A 17,197-nucleotide genomic window follows, 5' to 3' on the forward strand; every position below is an offset into this window, starting at 1 on the left:
GCCGAGGTCACTTGACGAAGCCGACCTTGGTGTAGTCGTAGGAAGCCAAGCCCGAGGCACCGTAATTGGCGAGGGTTTCGCGCACCGCGACCGTGCCCGCCGACTGCACGATGGGCAGGGAGAAACCGGATTCGAAGATGATCCGGTCGGCCTTGTTGGCCATTTCGATCGCCTTCTCCGGGTCGAGCTCGGAGATGATCTCCTCGATCAGGGCGTTCAGCTCGGGCGAGCCGATGCGGCCCTTGTTGCTGAGCGGGTTTTCCGGGTTGTAGGCGTAGATCTGCGGGAGCGCACCGAGCGGGAAAATGCTCTTGGACCAGGTGAACTGCGCGATATCGAAATTGCCCGGGTCGATGACATCGGTGAACAGGCCGTTGCCCGGGTAGGTCTCGATGTGCAGTTTCACGCCGATCTGGGCCAGGTTCTGCTGCGCGATCTGGGCCATCTGCACCCAGCTGTCCTGCTGGTACATCACATCGCGGATCTCGAGCTTGCGGCCGTCCTTCTCGCGGACGTCACCATTGAGTTTCCAGCCGAGTTCGTCGAGCATGCGTGCCGCTTCGGCGGGGTCGTAGGACACCGACTGCGCGTTGTCCTCGTAGCCTTTCTGGCCGTCGAGGTAGATGTGGTTGTTCAGCGGCTTCGGGTCGGTGACAACGCCGTTCTGGGTGGCGGTGGCGATGGCCTGGCGGTCGATGCCCTTGGAGATCGCGACGCGCAGCTTCGGGTCGGCCAGGATGGAACCGGGCGCGCCGTTGAAGGTGAAGTGCGAGAATCGCGGCGCGGGGGCGCGGCGCACCTTGATGCCGGGGGAATTGCTCGCGGTCTTCACTTCATCGATGCCCGAAACCGTCGCAGCGTCGAGTTCGTTGTTCTGCAGAGCGTTCAGACGTGCCGAATAGTCGAGAACGCTGTAGGTGACCGTGTCGAGCTTCGGGGTGTCACCCCACCATTTCGGGTTGCGGTTCAAGGTGATGCGCTGCTGCGCGCGGTCGATCCCGGTCACCATGAACGGCCCCGCCGACAGCGGCATTTCGTTGCGGTACATGTCGTCGAAGGCCTGGGGCGTTGCGGTGCTCTGCTTCGGGTACAGCGGATTGAACAGGCCCTGCCATTCGGCGTAGTGCTTGGCGTAGGTGACGACCGCCTGCCGGTCGTCGACGCCGCGCTCGACCTTCTCGACGCGGTCGTAGCCCTGCGTCGCCGACACCTGATAACCGAGATCGCGACCACTCAAAGCATGTGCCTGCGACTTCAGATCCTCCCAGGTGATGGGCGAACCGTCCGACCACACCGCCTTCGGATTGATCGTGTACGTCACCTGCTGCGGCTCGGTGTTGGTGAGCTGCACGTCGGTGAAATAGTTGTGGTCCACCGTGATGTTGCCTGCCGCGTCGGCATTGATGGTGCCGGGCAGAGTCCACCCGACCACATCGCTCACCTCGCTGTCGCCGTCGATGTGATTGGCATTGAAGGTGGGCGGGAAACCGGTGAGCGGCAGGCGGAGATTGCCGCCGTCCCGCAATTCGTCGCGTTCCTTGGGGTTGATGTCGTTCATCGCCGTGATCGAACTCGACCCGGTCTCCAGCTCGGGACCGGAACCACAACCACCGAGCAGCAGCGTCAGCGCCGCCACTGGTGCGGCGACACGAAATCCGGCGCGACGCAGCCGGGAACCATAGGTAGCTGTGGTCATTTCAGGAATCCGATCTTCGTGTAGTCGTAGGTGGCCAGCCCCGGTGAACCGATATTGGCCAGCGTCGAGCGGGCGCCGACGCTGCCGTCGGTTTGCATGAGTGGCAGGGAATGGCCTTCTTCGAAGACTTTGCGGTCGACTTGGTTGGCGAGTTCGATGGACTTTTCCGGGTCGAGTTCGGTGAGGGTGCGTTCGATGAGCGCATTGAGTTCGGGGGAGCCGATGCGGCCGTAGTTGCCCTGCAGGTCGTTGGGGTCGTAGTAGTAGATCTGGCGGATGCTGCTCAGGGGGAACGGGTCGCCCTGGAAGATGAATTGGGCGGCGTCGAAGTCGCCGGGCTGGATGACATCGGTGAAATAGCCCGCGCCCGGTTTGGTGTCGATGGTGAGGCCGACGCCGATCACGGCCAGGTTCTGCTGGATGATCTGGGCGATCTGCACCCAGGTCGGGTCGTTGTACATCACGTCGCGGATGACGAGTTTGCGGCCGTCCTTCTCGCGCACGTCGCCGTTGAGTTTCCAGCCGAGGGCGTCGAGTTCGCGGGCGGCGGCGTCGGGGTCGAAGCCGAGACTGTTGTCCTGGTAACCCTTTTGGCCCTGCAGGAAGATGTGGTTGTTCAACGGGGTCGGCTGTTCGACGAGACCGCTTTGCAGGGCGGTGACGATGTGCTGACGGTCGATAGCCTTCGAAATAGCCACGCGGACACCCTGATCGGCCAGGATCGAGCCGGGTGCACCGTTGAAGGTGATGTGGCGCCAGCGGTTACCCGGTGCGCGGCGCACGACGAGTCCTTCGGTGCCGCGCACGGTCTGCACATCTTCGAGGGTGGTCAGCCGGACCAGGTCGAGTTCGTTGTTCTGCAATGCCTGCACCCACGACGAATGGTGGAGCACCGAGTAGGTGATGGTGTCGAGCACCGGCTTGTCACCCCACCAGCGGGGGTTGCGGCCCAGCGTGATCCGGCCCTGGCCCCGATCGGTTCCGGTGACGATGAACGGTCCGGCCGACACACCCATCGCATCGGCGAGGCTGGTGTTGAACGCCTCGGGCGTGCTGGTCACCGACTTCGGGTAGAGGGTGGTGTTGCCCGCGAACTGTCCGCGCCAGTCGGCGTAGGGGGTGTTGAAGGTGAGCACGGCCTGCCGGTCGTCGACGCCGCGCTCCACCTTCTCGACGAATTCGAAACCGTTGGTGATCGCGATCAGGTACCGCTTGTCGCGCCCGCTCAGCGCGTTGGCCTGGGCGGCGATGTCCTCCCAGGTGATGGGCGTACCGTCGGACCACACCGCCGCGGGGTTGATCGTGTACGTCACCCGCATCGGATCGGTGCTGGTCAACTCCACGCCGGTGAAGAAGTCGGTGTCGACCGTCAGCTGGCCCGACGCGTCCACTTCGAACGCGCGCGGCAACATGGCGCGCACGATCTCGCCGATCTCCCCGTCGTTGCCGTCGTTGGACAGCGTGTTCCAGTTCGCCGGATACGAGGTGACGGCCAGGCGCAGATTCCCGCCCTCGCGCAGTTCCCCGACGTCGGTGGGATTGATGTCGATGGAGCTGCCGATCGCGCCGGTGTACCCGTCGGCCGCGTCGTCACCGGCGCCGCAGCCCGCCACGATCATCCCGGCGGCCACCACCACGGCCGCACAGCGCAGCCGGGCACCGTGCGTGCGTAGGCGTCGGGTTCTCATGGCGTCTCCTCCAAGGTCAGCCGCTCACGGCGGGTTCGGGCACGGCCGCGATCAGCGAGCGGGTGTACTCGTGCTGAGGATTCGCGAAAATCTGCTCCGCCGGACCGGATTCGACGATCTTGCCGCGCAACATCACCGCGATGTCGTGGGCGAGATTGCGCACCACCGACAGGTCGTGCGACACGAACAGATACGACAACCCCCGTTCGGCCTGCAGATCGCGCAGCAGATTCAGCACACCGGCCTGAATCGACACGTCCAGCGACGACACCGGTTCGTCCAGGACGAGCAAGGACGGATCGAGCGCGAGCGCCCGCGCGATGCTGATGCGCTGCTTCTGCCCGCCGGAGAAATCCGACGGGTACCGGTCGGCGTGCTCGGGCCGCAACCCGACCTGCCGCAACAACTCCGGCACCCGCTTGTTCACCTCGTCGCGGGAACGGCCGTCGATGCGCAAGGGCTCGGCGAGTACGTCGAAGATCGGCAGGCGCGGGTCGAGCGAGGCGCTCGGGTCCTGGAAGACGATCTGCATCTTGCGCCGGATCTCCCGGGTCTGCGCCTTGGTGAGGGTGGCGACATCGTGGCCGAGCACCTCGATCGAACCCGATTGGGGCCGAAGCAGATCCATGATCTGGGTGAGCGTCGTCGACTTACCGGAACCGGACTCGCCGACCAGCGCCAGGGTGCGGCCCGCGCGCACACTGAAACTGATCCCGTCGACGGCCCGCACCTCGCCGGTGCGCCGCCGCAACAGCACACCCGAGGTGAGCGGGAAGGTTTTCACCAGGTCGGTGACCCGCAGGACCACGTCGTCGTCGGTGCGGTCGGGATGCGGTTGGGCCGCGATGTCGGCGCGGTAGGCGTCGAACAGTTCCGGTGTGCCGAGTTCGGCGGTGCGGATGCAGGCCGCCGAATGGCCGGGGCTCACCCGCTCGAGCGGGGGTTCGGCGGCGGTGCAGTCGTCGATCGAGACGGGGCAGCGCGGCGCGAACGAGCACCCCGGCGGCAGCGCGTGCATGGCGGGCGGGGCGCCGACGATCGGGATCAGCGGGGTGCGGGCGGGGCCGTCCATACGGGGGATGGAACCGAGCAGGCCGACCGTGTACGGCATGCGTGGACCCGCGAAAAGTTCTGTCACCGGGGCGGTTTCGACGACCTTTCCGGCGTACATCACCGCGACCCGGTCGGCGAGCGTCGCCGCGATACCCATGTCGTGGGTGATCATGATGACGCCGGCACCGGTGATGTCGCGCGCCTTGCGCAGCAGGTCGAGGATCTGCGCCTGCACGGTGACGTCGAGCGCGGTGGTCGGCTCGTCGCAGATGATGAGGGCGGGATCGTTGGCGATGGCCATCGCGATCACCACCCGCTGACGCATACCGCCGGAGAACTCGTGCGGGAAGGCGCGTGAGCGCACCCGCGCGTCGGGGATACCGACGAGTTCGAGCAGCTCGACAGCCTTTTCGCCGGCTTCCTTGCGGTTCATCTTGCCGTGCGCGAGCAGCGCCTCGGCCACCTGATCGCCCACCCGGTACACCGGCGTGAGCGCCGAGAGCGGGTCCTGGAACACCATGCTGATCGAGGAACCACGCAGCTTCGACATCTGCTTGTCGCCCAAGCCGAGCAGTTCGCGGCCGCGCAACCGCACCGAACCCTGCACCCGCGCCTGCTCGGGCAGCAACCCGATCACCGCGAGCGAGGACACCGACTTACCGGAACCGGACTCGCCGACGATCGCGAGGACCTCACCGTCGGACACGGTGTAGTTCACCCCGCGCACCGCCTCGACGCGGCCCTCCTCGCCGGGGAACGACACGCGCAGATCGGTGACTTCCAGCAGCGGTGCGGTCGAATTGGTCATCGCTTCTCGTCCTTACGCTCGGCGCTGTCCTTGCGCCACTTGCGCGCACCACGGGCACCGGGGTCGAACGCGTCACGCAGACCGTCGCCGACGAGGTTGGCGCACAACACGATCGTGATGAGCAGCCCACCGGCGAACAGGAACAACCACGGATAGGTGAGCGCCGACTTGGTGCCCGCGGCGATCAGCGAACCCAGCGACACATCGGGCGGCTGCACACCGAAACCGAGGAAGCTCAAACCGGTTTCGGCCATGATCGCCGCGCCGACGGCGAGGGTGGTGTCGATGATGAGGATCGAGGCGATGTTCGGCACGATGTGGCTCACGATGATCTTGCGCGTCGGTGCGCCCATATACCGTGCGGCACGGACGAATTCGCGATCACGCAGGCTCAGGGTGAGGCCACGGATGATGCGTGCGGCGATCATCCAGCCGAACACGCTGAGCAGCACGATCAGGATCGCGATCGACCCGGAACCCTTGGTGCGCGGAGCGAACAGCGCGATGATGATGAAGCTGGGCACCACGAGCAGCAGGTCGACCAGCCACATGATGGCCCGGTCGGTCCAGCCGCCGAGCAGTCCGGCCACCGCACCGGCGGCCGCGGCGATCACGCTGGAGAACAGGGCGACACAGAACCCGATGACGAGCGATTTCTGCAGGCCACGCAGGGTTTGGGCGAGCACGTCCTGCCCGATCTGGGTGGTGCCGAACGGGTGCTCGAGGCTCGGCGGCTTCATCAGCGCCTTGTAGTCCATCTGCTGGTAGTCCCAGGGCAACAGCGGCGGGAGCGCGAAACTGGCGATCAGCAGCAGCACCAGGATCACCGCACCGGCAACGGCCGGCTTGTTGCGCAGGAAACGCCGCCACACCAATTTGCGGCGACCGGCCGCCGCCACCTCCGGCGCGCCGACGACGATCAGTTCGGTCTCGGTCATGACACACGCACCCTCGGGTCGAGCAGGGCGAGAACGATATCGGACAGCAGGCCCGACACGAGCACCACCAGCCCGGCGAACGCGGTCACGGTGACCACCACGTACAGATCCTGGGCATTGATCGAATCGACCAGCCACTCACCCACACCGTGCCAGCCGAAGATCTTCTCGGTGAAGGTGGCGCCGGTGATGAGACCGCCGAGACTGTAGGCGAAAATCGTGGCCATCGGGATCAATGCGGTGCGCAGGCCGTGTTTGTAGAGCGCCCGATTACGGGTCAGGCCTTTGGCTCTCGCGGTCCGGATGAAATCGCTCTGCAGGACATCGAGCATGGCGTTGCGCTGATAGCGGCTGTACCCGGCCATGCCGCCGAGTGCGAGCGCCAAGGTCGGCAGCACGAGATGCTGTACGCGGTCGACGATCTGGTTCCACAGACCGGTGATCTCGGTGGCCGATGTTTCACCCGTATAGAGGAAGATCTGGCTGCCGGTGAGCGTATTGATCTCCAGCGCACCGTATTTCAGCAAGGTCGCCAATAGGAAGATCGGTGTGGACAAGATCAGCAGCGACAACACCGTCGAGAAATAGTCGCTGAATTTGTACTGCCTGATCGCCCCCGCCGCACCGATCAGCACACCGAGGACGGTGCCGATGATCGAACCGAGGATCAACAGCCGCAGACTCACCGCGACCCGTCTGCCGAGCTCCTCGCTCACCGGCTGCCCGGCCAGCGTCGTCCCGAAATCACCTTGCGCCACACCACCGAGCCAGGTGAGATAGCGCTGTGGGATCGGCTCGTCGAGATGCAGCTGCTCGGCCTTGGCGTCGATCACCGACTGCGGTGGGCGCGGATTGCGCTGCTCGAGACTGTCGAGCGGACGGAAGGTGAGCGAGGCGAGGCTGAACGTCAGAAACGAAGCCAGCAACAGGAGCACGAGGTAGTTCAGCGCGCGCCGCACCAAGAAGCCGGTCATCAGTCCCCTCTGGATCGGGTAATCAAGCCCTGATCATAAGGACAGTCACGCGTCGCCGCGTGCCGACGTGCGGCAGGATGGAAACGATGACGAGCACGCACCCGAAACCGAAGCTGGTCGCCACCGACGTCGACGGCACCCTCATCGACGACGCCGACCGGATTTCGCCACGCACCAAGGCCGCCGTCGGCGCTGTCCTCGCCGACGGCGCCACCTTCGTGCTCGCCACCGGCAGGCCGCCCCGCTGGATCGACCCGGTGGTCAGCGAACTCGGCTACGCACCGCTTGCCATCTGCGGAAACGGGGCCGTCGTCTACGACAGCGCCACCGACCGCGTGCTCGCCAGCCACACCCTCGACACCGAGACCCTCGGTTGGCTCGCCGAGATCGCCGAACGCGCGTTACCCGGATGCGGGCTCGCCGCCGAACGGGTGGGGGTGAGCGCGCACGACGCGGCGACGCCGCAGTTCGTCAGCTCGCCGACATATGAACACGCCTGGCTCAATCCCGACGACACCGTCGTCTCGCATGCCGAGGTGATCGACGCACCGGCCATCAAGATGCTGATCCGGCTCAGCACGGCCCGCAGTTCCGAGATGCGCGCGGCGCTCGCCCCGCTGATCGGCGACCGCGCCGAGATCACCTACTCCACCGAGCACGGGCTGATCGAACTCGCCGTGCCAGGAGTGACCAAGGCGTCCGGGCTGGCCGAGGTGGCGCGGCGGATGAGCGTGCGCGAGGACGAGATCGTCGCGTTCGGGGACATGCCCAACGACGTGCCGATGCTGACGATGGCCGGGCACGGGGTGGCGATGGGGAACGCGCATCCCGAGGCGCGGGCGGCGGCCGACGAGGTGACCGGGACGAATGTGGACGACGGGGTGGCGATGGTGCTCGAGCGGTGGTGGACGTAGGCGCATCCGTCGCGCTGTCGGCGCTCGGCCTCGATGCTCCCAGGGACCGAACCGGTGAATTTTCCGGGCTGATGACGAAGAGCCGGTGCCCTCCCGAAGGAGTGCACCGGCTCTGTCGTTGCTGCGATATCAGCCGACGGGGGCAGGCTCGGCGGGCGCCGATTGTGCTGGAACGCCCTGTTCAGGGGCCTGCTGTACGGCCGGTGCCTGCGGACCGGCGGGCGCCGGTGAACCCGCGGGTGGCGCTGTGGTCGACGACAGCGGGCCGGTCGGTGCGGCGGCTTCCGGCGCGCCGGCTTCGGCCGGGACCGTCAGGCCGAGCGTCGGCGCGGTGGTCGGCGGCGCCTGTTCCGGCTTGCTGCCGTTCATCTCCTGCTCGTAGGTGTCGTTGTAGGTCTTCCAGAAGGTGGTGACGATGCCGGTGAGCTCGTTGAGCACCAGCGAACCGTTCTGGAAGTCCGTGCGCAGACCGTCCGGGACCAGGTACGAACTGCCCGTCGGCGGGCCGAGCACGCCCGCGTCGGCACCCAGGCTCAGGTAGCGGTCGAGAATCGCGCCGACCACCTCGAACACCTGACCGTTCTCGCCCGAGTACACGAACCCGTTCGCGAACTTCGCGTACTGACGCCCACCCGCACCCGCGAGCAGATCCGCCTGCGGCGCGCCGAGCGGGCCGTCGGCACCACCGCGGCTCACCCAGTGCTTGGCGATCGGGTTCTCACTCGACAGACCGAGGAACTTGTCCACCAGCGCGCCCAGCTCGGCCATGTTGCCCTGCGGAGCTCGGGCCTGATTGCTCGGCGGACGGTGCGGGTTGCTCGACGCGTCGTTGGTGACCGAATTGCCTGCGGCGATGGCGCGAATGCGGTCCATCATGGCGTAGGCGGCGTCGCCGGGGCAGTCGGTGTTGCCCACGTCGCGGTGCGCGAACACCACCGGCAACTCCACCGCCTCGTCCTGGGCGTACGGGGTGAACTCGGTGCCCTCGGAGTACATCACGGTCTCGCCCTCGGGATCGAGACCGGCGATACCGGTGCGCCAGCCGATGAAACGGCCGATCGCGGTGATCGCCTCGTTGCTCGGCTGCTCGTTCTCGTAGTTGCCCATCAGCGCCACACCGGCGGTGTTCTCGTTGAATCCGCCCGCGTGCGCGCCCTGCACGTCCCGGTCGAGGCCACCGTAGCGACCCTCGAAGATCTGTCCGTACTGATCGACGAGGGCGTTGTAGCCCATGTCGCACCAGCCGAGCGTCTCGGCGTGATAGGCGTAGATCGCGCGGACGATGCCCGCCGACTCGGCGCGGCTGTAGTCGTTGCGGCCCGCCGTGTGATGCACGGTGACGCCGCCGATGCCGTCGTCGTAGGTGGGTTCCTGGCAGCGGATCGACTCGTCGGCACCCCACTGCGCGCGGGTGATGACCTTGGGACCACCGCCCGGCAGGGCCGCTGCCACATCGTTGAGCGCGGCATCGATCGCCGCCCGGCCCGGATTGATCAGCACCGCCTTGAGCGCGGCCTCGGTGAGGTGCGCCGGGTCGTGATCCGGGCCCGCGGTGGGCTTGCGGGTCACCAGCATCTGCACGGCGGTCGTCTCGCCGACGTAGATCGGTTCGGTGCCGGTCGGTGCGTCGGCCGGGGTCTGATCGGTGGCGCGTGTGTCGATCGGATCGGCGTTGTACCAGGGGCCCCAGCTGCCGTCGGGTTGGCGGGCGCGCAGCTTGGTCGTGGTGTTGACCAGGTCGCGCGCGGTGAGCGCGACCATGCTGAACGGCGTCTCCTGGGTGAGTTCCTTGACCTGGGCGCCGACCTCGTCGACGAGTGCCGGGTCGACCGCGCCCGGCGCGAGAGCCGGGGTGTCGGGGGTGGTGCCGGGTTCCAGGTTTTCCGGGTCGGCGATGAATTTCGCTCCGGCGGGGAGCTTTCGGGCCGCCGGAACCTGGGCCTGCGGAGCTGGCGCGGCTTGGTCTTGCGGGGCGCCCGGTGCCTGGGCGGGGGTTGCCGGTGCCTGGCCATTCGGCGCGGCCGGCGCCGGAGCTGATTCGGCTGGGGCGGGCGCTTGGCCCTGCGGAGCTACGGGGGCGGCTGGTGCCGGCGCTGCGGCGGGTGGCGCGGCAGGTGCGGGCGCGGCGGCGGGTGGCGCGGCTGGTGCCGGCGCCGCGGCGGGTGGCGCGGCAGGTGCGGGCGCGGCGGCAGGTGGCGCGGCAGGCGCGGGCGCGCCGGGTGCCGGTGCGGGAGCTGCTGGTGGCGCGGCGGCCGGGGGAGCGGTCGGGACTGCCGTGGTCGGCGCCGGGGGCCGTCCGGGCGCGGGCGCCGCGCCGGGGGCGGCGGACGGGGCGGCCTGCTTGGTCGGCGTCGTCGGAGCCTTGGTCGGGAGCTGGGGGAGGGGGATCTCCGTGGGCAGCGCCACGCCCGGCGGCGCGGGGATTCCGGGCGGGATCGGGATCGACGACGGCAGCCCGAGCATGCGCAGATCCGACAGGTGCAGGTCGGGCAGGTCGAGGCCGGTCAGATCGCGCAGCGGGATCGTGATGTCGGGGACCGACGTGAGCGCGACCTCCGACAGCTCCGGCTGCACCGCCGCGAACTGGGAATTGTTCGCGCTGCGGTAATCGGTCGAATCGCTGAGCGCGAACGCGCCGATCGGCGCGGCGACCGCGAGGGTCGTGACCACCGGTAGCACGTAGGAACGTTTCGGCTTTCGGTATCGCACGTGCCTCTCCAATCAGGGTCGAGCAGTGTCATCCCTAGCGGCAGATCACCGGCAAGTGATGCTTGCTTCCTCTTGCCTCACACACCACACTAGTTAACATACGTCACACATCTAAACCTCAACTCGAGAGTTATGTGATTGCTCGAATGTAGCCCTCGGAACCCGCTCGGCGCGGACGACATGCCGACGCGAGCTCCGCCGGTAGAACCCCCGAACCGTGGGAGCGCAGGATGAGAGCGGATACCTCGATCGCCCGCAAGACCCGTCGCGGCACCCGCCGCCGTGCGGTTCCGATACTCGCGACGCCACCACTTCCGGTGCTGGTGGGCGGTACGGCGCTCGTGCTCACGGGGGCACTCGGGCTGTGGCAACTGCTGCCGGACGTCGAGCCGACAGTCGGGGCCGGGCACGGTCGCGGCATGAGTCAGGTCGGCGCCTTCGACAACGCTCGCGCGGGCTGGAACGCCGAGGAGATCCTCGGCCACTACTACCCCGGGGCGGAACTCGGCCAAATCGGAGCAACCACCATCGGTGTACGCCTGCAAGCCCAGGACGACGCCACCCTCGACACCTATGCCGCCGCGGGCGCGCAGGTCGCGGGCCGGATGATCGGACCCGGCGAAGCCGCCCACCTCACCCCCATGCCAGACGGTGGCGCCAGCGTGGTGGTGACCGCGGGCTGCGACGGAGAAGTGTTGTGGCAGAGCGCAACCGACGACCCGTATGTCTACCCGATCGGTGCCGGGCCCGGCCGCCCCGCCGACGAACATCTCACTCTCTGCGGCGGCACCGCCTATCGCGGCGCGCTCGGCGTCGCACTGGAGAACGGCTCGTATCGAACCGTGAACCAGGTCGATATCGAGGACTATCTCGCCGGCGTCCTGCCCGCCGAAATGCAGGCCAACTGGGCCGATCAGGGCGCGTTCGAAGCGCTGCGCGCACAGGCCATCGCCGCCCGCTCCTACGCCCTCGCCGAAGACCGCTACCCGTACGCGCAGACCTGCGACACCACCGACTGCCAGGTCTACCCGGGCACAGTCAAGGAAGACGCGCGAACCACCGACGCCGTCGCCGCCACCGTCGGTACGGTGCTGCTGCGCGACGGCCTGATCCTGCGCTCGGAGTACTCCGCCGCTCCCGACGGCGGCCGACCCGCCGACATCGAAACCTTCGCCGTCGGCCCGGCCCCCGGCGACCTCGTCGAATCCCTGCCCATCCCAGCACTTCCCGAGCTCCCCGCCGACCCCGGCCCGACCATCGAAGCACTCGCGGGGGAGTCGGTGATCGACACCGAATACCGCCGCCTCGGTGGTCCCGGCAGTTCGATCGGCGCCCCCATCGGCCCGGAGATGATGCTGCCCCAACGCGCGGGCACCTACCGCCTGTACACCAACGGCGTCATCGTGGCGACGAAAACCCTCGGCGCCCAAGTGGTCGACTTCTCCACGCTGCTCCAGTTGGTGCCCGAGGTCGGTGACCAGGTTCCCGGGTCAGCCGGATCACGACCGAAACCCGGTGGGGCGCAGGGTGACCCACTTGTCGAGGGCGCACCCCAGCTGCCCGACCTCGCCGATGTCGGTCCGGCGCCCGACCCGAACGCCGCGCCTGACCCGAACGCCGCGACAGACCCGGGCGCCGCAACAGGTCCGGGTGCTGCGACAGGCCCAGGCGTCAGCACCGATCCGAATGCTGCGGCCACACCGGACGCGAGCGGGACCGACGCCGCCCCCGGGCCGGAGATGAGCAGCGGGGTCGACCCGAACTTCGCGCCGGAACAGATCCTCGAACCGGACCCGGGTGCCGTCCCGCCACCGCTGCAGCCGAACGCGGTCCCCACCGAATAGCGCACGCCAGGCGTCCACACGACGTGCGTCCAGGTCGCGGCGAGGGTGCTATCCCCGTCCGACGGCTCGGGAACCAGTTGAATGTTTGATCACCACGCTCTGGTGGCGGCATCGGCCGAGTAGCTTCCGCCGCCAGAGCGTGGTGATCGTGTGTCCAGATTCGTTGCGTATGGGGCGAGCGCCGGTCGGGGCGCCGAAGTGGTATTTCCCCTGCTCAGGGCCCGTCAGCTGATCGACGTGTCGCCCAGGCCGATCGACAGCGTGCGCAGCAGGTCGACGAGGTTGTCGCGGTCTTCGGGGGTGAGGCAGGCGAGGAGGCGTTGCTCGTTGGCTACGTGGAGGGGCAGGAGACGGTCGACCAGTTCGGTGCCCTTGTCGGTGAGCTGGACGAAGATCGAGCGGCGGTCGTCGGCGCAGGGGACGCGGCGGACCAGGTCTTTCGCGGCGAGTCGGTCGATGCGATTGGTGATCGCGCCGGAGGTGACCATGGCGGCGCGGTTGAGGGCGCCCGCGGTGAGGCCCTGGGTGCCGCCGGAGCGGCGCAAAGTGGCGAGCACGTCGAATTCCCAGCGTTCCAGGTCGTGCTGGGCGAAAAACGTGCGCAGTTCCTGGTCGAAGAGGCGGCCGAGGCGGGTGATGCGGCCGATCACCGCCATCGGCGACACGTCGACGTCGGGGCGTTCGCGATTCCAGTGTTCGACGATCGAGTCCACGGCATCGGACATGCGAGTTCCTCTCTCCGTTGAATATCTCAACATTCATCTACTTGACGCTGAGGCATCGCCAGGGGAGTAGATATTTCAACGTTGAGATTATCAATCAGGAGCGAACATGACGACCGCAACCCACGGCGACGCGCGCACCCTCGCCCTCACCGCCCTCACCCCCATCGCCTGGGGCTCCACCTACGCCGTCACCACCGAATTCCTCCCGCCCGACCGGCCGCTGTTCACCGCCCTCATGCGGGCGCTGCCCGTGGGTCTCGTCCTGCTCGCCATCACCCGCACCCTCCCGCGCGGCATCTGGATCGGCCGCGCAGCCGTGCTCGGCACGCTCAACATGGGCGTCTTCTTCCCTCTGCTGTTTCTCGCCGCCTACCGGCTCCCCGGCGGTGTAGCGGGCGTGCTCGCCGCGATCGCACCCATGTTCGCGCTCGGTTTCGCCGCCGTCCTGCTGGCCGAAACCCCCACTCGCCGTAGGGTTCTCGCCGGTCTGATCGGTGTTTTCGGGGTCGGCCTCGTCGTCCTGCGCGGCACTGTCGAGCTCGACACCGTCGGCGTACTCGCGGGTCTCGCAGCCGCTGCCTCCCTGGGCGCGGGCACGGTGCTCGCCAAGAAATGGGGCCACCCGACCGGCGTCGGTCCACTCACCGTCACCGGCTGGCAGCTCACCGCGGCGGGCCTGCTCATCACCCCGCTCGCCCTGTTCGTAGAAGGCGCCCCGCCCGCCCTCGACGCCGAAGCCGTCGGCGGTTACCTCTACATCGGCGTCATCGGCACAGCGCTGGCCTACTGGCTGTGGTTCCGCGGCATCGCCCGGGTGTCGGCCACCTCGGTCTCGTTCCTCGGCCTGCTCAGCCCCGTCACCGCGGCGGTGATCGGCTGGATCGCGCTGAGCGAGGCGCTGGCCCCGCTACAGGTCCTCGGCCTCGTCATCGCCTTGGCCGGCACCGTCCTCGGGCAGATCCCGGCAAAGACCGGGCCCGCTGCGAGTGTGCCGCGGGAACCGGTCGTCGCCGGTCGATAGAACCACCTGCGGGATCTGCGACGTCAGCCGCGCATCGCCTGCATCAACTGGTCCTCGGTGAGGGCCGGAACCGGCAGGGGGTGCGCGGCTTTCGCGCGCAGACCGTCCAGGATGAGGGCGAGATTGCGGCGCCAGAGGTCGGGGGCGACGTGCGCGGTCGCGGCGACAACGCTGGTGTGGGACCAGGTGATGAAGGCGATGTCCTCGAGTATCCAGTCCGCGCGCAGCGCACCGGCTTCCTGCGCGCGGGTCACGATCCGGCGCATCAGGTCGTGCCCGTGCGCCCTGGCCCGCTCCAGCGCCGGGCTCGGCGGAGCGCGCAGGGCCAGTTCGCCGAGGATGCGGTCGTTCGCGTGCAGCGCGCAGATGTTCTCGACCAGGAAGACGAACGATTCCCACGCATCGTCGATGTCCAGCGCCTCCTCGGCGATGCGGGTGCCCGCACCGAGCCGGTCGTCGACGGCGGCGGCGATGAGGTCGTCGCGGGTGGGAAAGCGGTTGTAGAGGGTGCCGATCGCGACACCGGCTCGCGCGGCGATGTCCTTGAGCGGCGCGTCGAGCCCGCGTTCCTCGAAGAGTTCGCGGGCCGCGGTGACCAGGGCGTCGCGATTGCGCTTGGCGTCGCTGCGCAACGGCTTGTCCTCGGGCATTCGCCGATCCTACAAATCGACCCGCCGAAATATCTTGAGCCCTGGTTCAAGTTGATGCTAGTTTGCCGATAACTTGAACCAACGCTCAACTTAGTGAGGTAGTCGGATGAGCACACTCGCGATCTTCGGATATGGACCAGGCCTCGGTGCCGGAACGGCACAGGCATTCGGGCGCAACGGCTTTCGGGTCGCGGCTGTCGGGCGAGACCCCGACGCGGCCGCCGAGCGAGTGGCGGGGTTGCGTGCGGCCGGTATCGATGCCGAGCCCTTCACCGCCGACATCACCGATCCTGCCCAGCTGGCCGAGGTGATCACGCGGGTCGAGGAGAAGCTGGGGCCGATCGAAGTAGCGGTGCACGCGGCCGCCGCCGGGATATCGGTGCGCAGCGCGTCGACCCGCGAGGTCGACCGGGCCGCGCTGGAGCTGCCGTTCGCGCTCAAGGTGTACTCGTCGATCCAGCTCAGCCGCGAACTCCTGCCCGGCATGCTCGGTCGCGGGCGCGGCGCGCTCCTGTTCTCCTCCGGCGCGTCCGAGGCGCACCTACAGCCCTACCTGGCCAATATGGGAGTAGCGCTCGGCGCGCAGCGGGCCTATGTCCGGCAGTTGGCCGCCGAACTCGACGGCACCGGCGTCTACGCCGGACTGCTCGCCATCGGCTCGCTCATCGAGAACAGTGCGGTGCAGCACGAGGTCGACGCGCATCCCGAGCTGATCCCCGCCGGGATGGTGCTGCCGCGCATCGGCAACGCCGAACTCGGCGCCGAGTACTGGCGGATGTACACCGAACGCGACACCGTCGAGGTCGAGATCGGGTTCTGACTTTAGAGGTTGACCTTGACGTAGCGTCAACTTGCAGACTGGTCTCATCGACGGGAAAGGAGCTGGTCATGGCGGGTGAATGGTCCATTCAGGACCTCGCGAAAGCCGCGGGCACCACCAGCCGCACGCTGCGCCATTACGGGCAGCTCGGGCTGCTGGAGCCGAGCCGGATCGGCGCCAATGGCTACCGCTACTACGACCAGAACTCCCTGGTCCGCCTGCAGCGCATTCTGCTGCTGCGCGAACTCGGGCTCGGCCTTCCGGTGATCGCCGAGGTTCTCGCCGGTGAACAGAACACCACCGACGCGCTGCGCACCCACCTGGAACTGCTTCGGCAGCAACAGGATCGGATCGCCCGGCAGATCGACTCGGTGTCGACCACATTGCACAAGACGGAAAGAGGTGAACCGCTCATGGCCGCAGAGGTTTTCGACGGTTTCGACCACACCCAGTACAAGGAAGAAGTCACCCAGCGCTGGGGCAAGGAGGCCTACGAGAGCGGCGACCGCTGGTGGCGTTCGCTGAGCGAAGAAGGTAAGCAGCAGTTCCTGCAGACCCAGCTCGACATCGCGGCCGACTTCGGAAAGGCCCACGCCGCAGGGCTTCCCGTAGACGGCGACACGGTGCAGGCCATCGTCGAACGTCACCGTGCCTGGCTCGGTGACGGTACTCAGGGCCGGCCGGTGACCAACGAATATCTCGTCGGTCTCGGCGAGATGTACGTCGCCGATCCGCGTTTCCGGAAGAACTACGACGTGCACGGCGAGAACACGGCCGAGTACATCCGGGATGCGTTCCGCGCGTACGCCGCCGCGCATCCGGCGTAGGGGTTGGTCCGGAGCACGACGGGATGTGGCGGGGCCGCGCTCGGGTGGATATCGCCCGGGCGCGGCCTTGGGTGCGGATGTTGCGGGGTGGGGTAGCCGGCTCTTTTTGGATTGCGCCGGGCCGCTGCGCCGCTTCGCGGCGGACCCTCCTCGAGGTCGGGTCGTGCGGGGCTGGGAGTCCGGTCATGGCGGCGGACTGCTGGTGAAGCCGTTCGCATGGTGGATCACGGTAGGCCGCTACACGCCACACTCCACGGCATCCTCCCGCCTGACCACTATGGCGTTCCACGTCGTACGGAACTACTCGGCTGAGCCACCTACCGCACTCCCAACCCCGCCCCTTCCCGACCTCGAGGAGGGAACGCCGCGAAGCGGCGAAGCGGCCCGGCCGCGCGAACAGCGCTCGAAGCGCATGCGCGAAGCGCGAGTCTCGAGCGCGGTTCGCGCGGCCCCGCAGGGGCCGCGCTCGAGCGCGCCAGCGCTCCAAAAACACAGCCCAATACCCCTGTGGTGCACAAAACACCGAGGTG

Annotated in this window: 13 protein-coding genes; 5 read left to right on the forward strand and 8 right to left on the reverse strand. The window is 67.8% G+C overall.

Translation table 11 applies throughout. The features are described 5' to 3' along the window. Window positions 1–7 precede the first annotated feature (7 nt). From LDL21_RS23160 to LDL21_RS23180, 5 genes are read right to left on the reverse strand one after another with little or no spacing between them, the layout of a single operon-like run. Complete coding sequence (locus tag LDL21_RS23160) at window positions 8–1,696, reverse strand: ABC transporter family substrate-binding protein (RefSeq protein ID WP_181700232.1); 1,689 nt, start codon at window positions 1,694–1,696, stop codon at window positions 8–10. Next, window positions 1,693–3,384 carry an ABC transporter family substrate-binding protein gene (locus tag LDL21_RS23165; RefSeq protein ID WP_225281703.1) on the reverse strand — a complete coding sequence of 564 codons (1,692 nt, stop codon included), beginning with the start codon at window positions 3,382–3,384 and terminating at the stop codon, window positions 1,693–1,695. The genes LDL21_RS23160 and LDL21_RS23165 overlap by 4 nt, the downstream gene beginning before the upstream one ends. Before the next feature lie 16 nt (window positions 3,385–3,400). Next, window positions 3,401–5,245, reverse strand: a complete 1,845-nt coding sequence (locus tag LDL21_RS23170; protein WP_225281704.1) for an ABC transporter ATP-binding protein — start codon at window positions 5,243–5,245, stop codon at window positions 3,401–3,403. After that, a complete protein-coding gene (locus LDL21_RS23175; RefSeq protein WP_181700238.1) occupies window positions 5,242–6,183 on the reverse strand; it encodes an ABC transporter permease in 942 nt (313 codons plus the stop codon). Before LDL21_RS23175 ends, LDL21_RS23170 begins: the two co-directional genes overlap by 4 nt. Continuing rightward, window positions 6,180–7,157: an ABC transporter permease gene (locus tag LDL21_RS23180; protein ID WP_181700240.1), complete on the reverse strand. Its 978-nt coding sequence runs from the start codon at window positions 7,155–7,157 to the stop codon at window positions 6,180–6,182. Before LDL21_RS23180 ends, LDL21_RS23175 begins: the two co-directional genes overlap by 4 nt. Window positions 7,158–7,234: 77 nt before the next feature. On the opposite strand from LDL21_RS23180, the gene LDL21_RS23185 reads away from it, so the two are divergent. Next, window positions 7,235–8,071: an HAD family hydrolase gene (locus LDL21_RS23185; RefSeq protein WP_181700242.1), complete on the forward strand. Its 837-nt coding sequence runs from the start codon at window positions 7,235–7,237 to the stop codon at window positions 8,069–8,071. 129 nt (window positions 8,072–8,200) lie between these two features. Here LDL21_RS23185 and LDL21_RS23190 read toward each other — a convergent pair whose 3' ends face one another. Then, complete coding sequence (locus tag LDL21_RS23190) at window positions 8,201–10,741, reverse strand: N-acetylmuramoyl-L-alanine amidase (RefSeq protein WP_308017160.1); 2,541 nt, start codon at window positions 10,739–10,741, stop codon at window positions 8,201–8,203. Window positions 10,742–11,010: 269 nt separating this feature from the next. Here LDL21_RS23190 and LDL21_RS23195 point away from each other — a divergent pair, with 269 nt between their 5' ends. Further along, window positions 11,011–12,624: a SpoIID/LytB domain-containing protein gene (locus LDL21_RS23195; RefSeq protein ID WP_225281706.1), complete on the forward strand. Its 1,614-nt coding sequence runs from the start codon at window positions 11,011–11,013 to the stop codon at window positions 12,622–12,624. A 224-nt stretch (window positions 12,625–12,848) separates the two neighbouring features. On the opposite strand, the gene LDL21_RS23200 is transcribed toward LDL21_RS23195, so the two are convergent. Continuing rightward, a complete protein-coding gene (locus tag LDL21_RS23200; protein ID WP_225281707.1) occupies window positions 12,849–13,349 on the reverse strand; it encodes a MarR family winged helix-turn-helix transcriptional regulator in 501 nt (166 codons plus the stop codon). Window positions 13,350–13,455: 106 nt separating this feature from the next. Here LDL21_RS23200 and LDL21_RS23205 point away from each other — a divergent pair, with 106 nt between their 5' ends. Beyond that, a complete protein-coding gene (locus LDL21_RS23205) occupies window positions 13,456–14,370 on the forward strand; it encodes an EamA family transporter (RefSeq protein WP_225281708.1) in 915 nt (304 codons plus the stop codon). Window positions 14,371–14,393: 23 nt separating this feature from the next. Here LDL21_RS23205 and LDL21_RS23210 read toward each other — a convergent pair whose 3' ends face one another. Further along, window positions 14,394–15,020: a TetR/AcrR family transcriptional regulator gene (locus LDL21_RS23210; protein ID WP_225281709.1), complete on the reverse strand. Its 627-nt coding sequence runs from the start codon at window positions 15,018–15,020 to the stop codon at window positions 14,394–14,396. A gap of 106 nt (window positions 15,021–15,126) precedes the next feature. Between LDL21_RS23210 and LDL21_RS23215 the strand changes: the two genes are divergently transcribed. Both LDL21_RS23215 and LDL21_RS23220 read left to right on the forward strand, forming a co-directional pair. Next, entirely contained in the window at window positions 15,127–15,840 is a 714-nt protein-coding gene (locus LDL21_RS23215; RefSeq protein ID WP_225281710.1) for an SDR family NAD(P)-dependent oxidoreductase, read from the forward strand. 68 nt (window positions 15,841–15,908) lie between these two features. Continuing rightward, the gene (locus LDL21_RS23220) at window positions 15,909–16,667 is read left to right on the forward strand and encodes a MerR family transcriptional regulator (RefSeq protein WP_225281711.1); all 759 of its coding nucleotides are present in this window, start codon (window positions 15,909–15,911) and stop codon (window positions 16,665–16,667) included. The last annotated feature ends 530 nt before the right edge of the window (window positions 16,668–17,197 follow it).

This window comes from Nocardia rosealba (genome assembly GCF_020216065.1).
GTDB lineage: Bacteria > Actinomycetota > Actinomycetes > Mycobacteriales > Mycobacteriaceae > Nocardia > Nocardia rosealba.

Bases quoted from the DNA above. Each gene is read 5' to 3' on its own strand.
- LDL21_RS23215 (WP_225281710.1), top strand. From the start codon at position 15,127: ATGAGCACACTCGCGATCTTCGGATATGGACCAGGCCTCGGTGCCGGA.
- LDL21_RS23180 (WP_181700240.1), bottom strand. From the start codon at position 7,157: ATGACCGGCTTCTTGGTGCGGCGCGCGCTGAACTACCTCGTGCTCCTG.
- LDL21_RS23170 (WP_225281704.1), bottom strand. From the start codon at position 5,245: ATGACCAATTCGACCGCACCGCTGCTGGAAGTCACCGATCTGCGCGTG.
- LDL21_RS23185 (WP_181700242.1), top strand. From the start codon at position 7,235: ATGGAAACGATGACGAGCACGCACCCGAAACCGAAGCTGGTCGCCACC.
- LDL21_RS23220 (WP_225281711.1), top strand. From the start codon at position 15,909: ATGGCGGGTGAATGGTCCATTCAGGACCTCGCGAAAGCCGCGGGCACC.
- LDL21_RS23200 (WP_225281707.1), bottom strand. From the start codon at position 13,349: ATGTCCGATGCCGTGGACTCGATCGTCGAACACTGGAATCGCGAACGC.
- LDL21_RS23175 (WP_181700238.1), bottom strand. From the start codon at position 6,183: ATGACCGAGACCGAACTGATCGTCGTCGGCGCGCCGGAGGTGGCGGCG.
- LDL21_RS23195 (WP_225281706.1), top strand. From the start codon at position 11,011: ATGAGAGCGGATACCTCGATCGCCCGCAAGACCCGTCGCGGCACCCGC.
- LDL21_RS23210 (WP_225281709.1), bottom strand. From the start codon at position 15,020: ATGCCCGAGGACAAGCCGTTGCGCAGCGACGCCAAGCGCAATCGCGAC.
- LDL21_RS23160 (WP_181700232.1), bottom strand. From the start codon at position 1,696: ATGACCACAGCTACCTATGGTTCCCGGCTGCGTCGCGCCGGATTTCGT.
- LDL21_RS23205 (WP_225281708.1), top strand. From the start codon at position 13,456: ATGACGACCGCAACCCACGGCGACGCGCGCACCCTCGCCCTCACCGCC.
- LDL21_RS23165 (WP_225281703.1), bottom strand. From the start codon at position 3,384: ATGAGAACCCGACGCCTACGCACGCACGGTGCCCGGCTGCGCTGTGCG.